The sequence below is a fragment of the Streptococcus oralis genome (assembly GCF_001578945.1).
Lineage (GTDB): Bacteria > Bacillota > Bacilli > Lactobacillales > Streptococcaceae > Streptococcus > Streptococcus oralis_Q.
The window spans coordinates 32,915-36,580 of sequence record NZ_KQ969556.1 but is presented as its reverse complement, the minus strand read 5'-3'; the positions used below and the strand labels follow the sequence as shown (position 1 = coordinate 36,580).

General features: G+C 44.7%; 3 protein-coding genes. All 3 read left to right on the top strand.

Annotated features, from left to right (window positions below; genetic code table 11):
- Positions 1-786, top strand: a 786-nt coding sequence (locus SORDD16_RS12015) for a 2-hydroxycarboxylate transporter family protein (RefSeq protein ID WP_241734048.1), incomplete at its 5' end; no start/stop codon positions are given.
- 155 nt (positions 787-941) lie between these two features.
- A complete protein-coding gene (locus tag SORDD16_RS09055; protein WP_061453192.1) occupies positions 942-3,158 on the top strand; it encodes a RelA/SpoT family protein in 2,217 nt (738 codons plus the stop codon).
- Positions 3,159-3,172: 14 nt separating this feature from the next.
- Complete coding sequence (gene dtd / locus SORDD16_RS09050; RefSeq protein WP_061453191.1) at positions 3,173-3,616, top strand: D-aminoacyl-tRNA deacylase; 444 nt, start codon at positions 3,173-3,175, stop codon at positions 3,614-3,616.
- The last annotated feature ends 50 nt before the right edge of the window (positions 3,617-3,666 follow it).

Sequence of the window (3,666 nt, the reverse complement as noted above, 5' to 3'; positions counted from 1 at the left end):
GTTTCCTTCCCTCAAATGGTGGGAGGCATGGGAGCAGGGATTTTGCCTCTTTCCAAGATTTATGCAGCAAACCTTCATGGAGATCAAACGGCTATTTTCTCCCAGTTAGCTCCAGCAACAACTCTTGGGAATATCCTAGCCATCATTGGTGCAGTCATGATTGCAAAGGTATTTGCCAATAGCAAATACAACGGTCACGGCGTTCTCATCCCCATTAACAAGGAGGAATTAAAAAAGGAGAAATTGACCCTGAACCCAAGCGAAATTGGGGTTGGTATGATCTTTGCTTTTACCATTTTCTTGCTCGGTGTTATCTGTAATGCCTTTATTCCAAAAATTCACAGCTATGCCTTCATGATTATCATCGTGTTCATCCTCAAGGTTCTAAATGCGGTGCCGAAGGCTTTAGAAAACTGTGTGGTCATGTTTAACCAAGTCATCATGACGAACTTGACCCATGCCGTTTTGGCTGGTATTGGTCTCTCTCTTATTGACCTTTCAACACTAGCGCAAGCCATGACCTGGCAATTTATTCTGCTGAGTTTGGCTTCCGTTGTTTCTATGGGGCTAGCTTCAGCCGTGATTGGAAAAATGGTTGGACTCTATCCAGTGGAGACAGCTATCGGATCTGGGATGATTAACAATTCCATGGGTGGAACAGGAAATATCGCAGTTCTATCAGCGTCTGATCGTATGGAAATGATTGCCTTTGCCCAAATGGCCAATCGACTTAGTGGAGCCATTATCCTCATCCTAGGTGGCTTGTTAGCTTCTATGCTCCAATAAGCAAGACCCTAGCGATAGAAGTACGGAAAGACACTCCAAAGGAAAACTCGCTTGGTTTTACCCTTTGGAGTTTTTCTCTTGCCTTGAAGAATGAAGATAGTTTTCATATTCCCTAAAAAGTGTTAAAATAGACTACAAGAAATTGGAGAGTAGAAATGCCGAAAGAAGTGAATTTGACGGGCGATCAGGTAGTCGCTTTAACAAGAGAATATTTAACAAAGGAAGATGTGGCTTTTGTGCAAAAGGCTTTGATTTACGCGGTTGATTGTCATAGTGGGCAGTTTCGGAGATCAGGTGAGCCATATATCATCCATCCCATTCAAGTAGCAGGAATTCTGGCTAAGCTTAAGCTGGATGCCGTAACGGTTGCCTGTGGTTTTTTGCATGATGTGGTTGAGGATACGGATGCAACGCTGAATGATTTGGAGCGGGAGTTTGGTCATGATGTTCGGATTATCGTTGATGGGGTGACCAAGCTCGGTAAGGTCAAGTACAAGTCCCACGAGGAACAGTTGGCTGAAAACCACCGCAAGATGCTCATGGCCATGTCTGAGGATATCCGTGTTATCTTGGTCAAATTATCGGACCGTTTGCATAATATGCGAACACTCAAACACCTGCGAAAGGACAAGCAAGAACGCATCTCCAGAGAAACCATGGAAATTTACGCACCACTTGCTCATCGTCTAGGGATTTCCAGTGTCAAGTGGGAGTTGGAAGATTTATCTTTCCGTTACCTCAATCCAACTGAGTTTTATAAGATTACTCACATGATGAAGGAAAAACGCAGAGAACGTGAAGCTTTGGTCGATGAAGTCGTAACCAAGTTGGAGGAGTATGCTACCGAACGCAATCTCAAAGGGGAAATATATGGCCGTCCTAAACATATCTATTCGATCTATCGCAAGATGCAGGATAAAAAGAAACGTTTTGAGGAAATTTATGACCTGATTGCCATTCGCTGTATCTTAGATACCCAGAGCGATGTTTACGCCATGCTGGGTTATGTACATGAACTTTGGAAACCTATGCCAGGTCGCTTTAAAGACTATATCGCCAATCGTAAGGCCAATGGTTACCAGTCTATCCATACAACAGTTTATGGACCAAAAGGGCCGATTGAATTCCAGATTCGTACTAAGGAAATGCACGAGGTGGCTGAGTACGGGGTAGCAGCTCACTGGGCATATAAAAAAGGCATTAAAGGCCAGGTCAACAGCAAGGAATCTGCTATCGGGATGAACTGGATCAAGGAGATGATGGAACTCCAGGACCAGTCCAAGGGTGCTCAGGATTTTGTGGATTCGGTTAAGGAAGAATACCTGGCTGAGGAGATTTACGTCTTTACCCCAGATGGAGCCGTTCGCTCCCTTCCTAAGGATTCAGGCCCTATTGACTTTGCTTACGAAATCCATACCAAGGTTGGGGAAAAAGCGACTGGTGCCAAGGTCAATGGTCGCATGGTGCCTCTGACCACCAAACTCAAGACGGGAGATCAGGTTGAAATTATCACTAACCCCAACTCCTTTGGTCCGAGTCGTGACTGGCTGAACATGGTCAAGACCAGCAAGGCGCGCAACAAAATTCGTCAGTTCTTTAAAAATCAAGACAAAGAATTGTCTATCAATAAGGGACGGGAACTCCTCATCAATCAGCTTCAAGAAAATGGCTATGTGGCCAACAAATTTATGGATAAGCGCCACATGGATGAGGTTCTGCAAAAGACCAGCTACAAGACAGAAGAGGCTCTCTATGCAGCTATTGGTTTTGGAGAAATTAGCGCCATTACCGTCTTTAACCGATTGACCGAAAAAGAACGCCGTGAGGAAGAGCGTGCCAAGGCCAAGGCAGAAGCAGAAGAGCTTGTCAAGGGTGGTGAAGTCAAAGTTGAAAACAAGGATACGCTTAAAGTCAAACATGAAGGCGGTGTGGTCATTGAAGGTGCTTCTGGTTTACTAGTTCGAATTGCCAAGTGTTGTAATCCTGTTCCGGGAGATGACATTGTTGGTTACATCACCAAGGGACGCGGCGTTGCTATTCACCGTGTAGACTGTATGAATCTCCGTACCCAGGAGAACTATGAGCAACGGCTTCTTGATGTAGAATGGGAAGACCAATATTCCAGCAAGGAATACACTGCCCACATCGATATCTATGGTCTCAACCGTACAGGGCTCTTAAATGATGTCTTGCAGGTCTTGTCCAATACGACCAAGAATATCTCGACCGTTAACGCCCAACCAACTAAGGATATGAAATTTGCTAATATCCATGTTTCCTTTGGGATTTCCAATCTTTCTACTCTGACAACGGTTGTAGACAAGATTAAGAGCGTTCCAGAGGTTTACTCGGTTAAACGAACCAATGGCTAGGTAGGAAGGATGCTATGAAAATCATTATCCAACGGGTCAAAAAAGCCCAAGTTACGATAGAAGGTCAAATTCAGGGAAAGATTCATCAGGGCTTGCTTCTCCTAGTCGGAGTCGGACCTGAGGATCAAGCAGAAGATCTGGACTATGCAGTGAGAAAACTGACTAATCTGCGCATCTTTTCAGATGACGAAGGGAAAATGAACTTGTCTGTCAAGGATATTGAAGGAGAAATCCTCTCTATTTCTCAGTTTACCCTCTTTGCAGATACCAAGAAAGGCAATCGTCCCGCCTTTACAGGTGCAGCCAAACCAGAACAGGCCAAAGAGTTTTATGAACAGTTCAACCACGAACTGGCCAAGGAAGTAGCCGTTCAGACAGGCGTCTTTGGAGCAGATATGCAGGTGGAGCTAGTCAATGATGGACCAGTCACCATCATTCTTGATACTAAAAATAGATAAAAAACCAAGCTTGGGCACTGCACCCCCAAAGTGGGACAGAAGAAAACACG

What these genes read in the sequence shown, in the direction of transcription:
- SORDD16_RS09055 (WP_061453192.1), top strand. Translation starts at nt 942, where the DNA reads ATGCCGAAAGAAGTGAATTTGACGGGCGATCAGGTAGTCGCTTTAACA.
- dtd (WP_061453191.1), top strand. Translation starts at nt 3,173, where the DNA reads ATGAAAATCATTATCCAACGGGTCAAAAAAGCCCAAGTTACGATAGAA.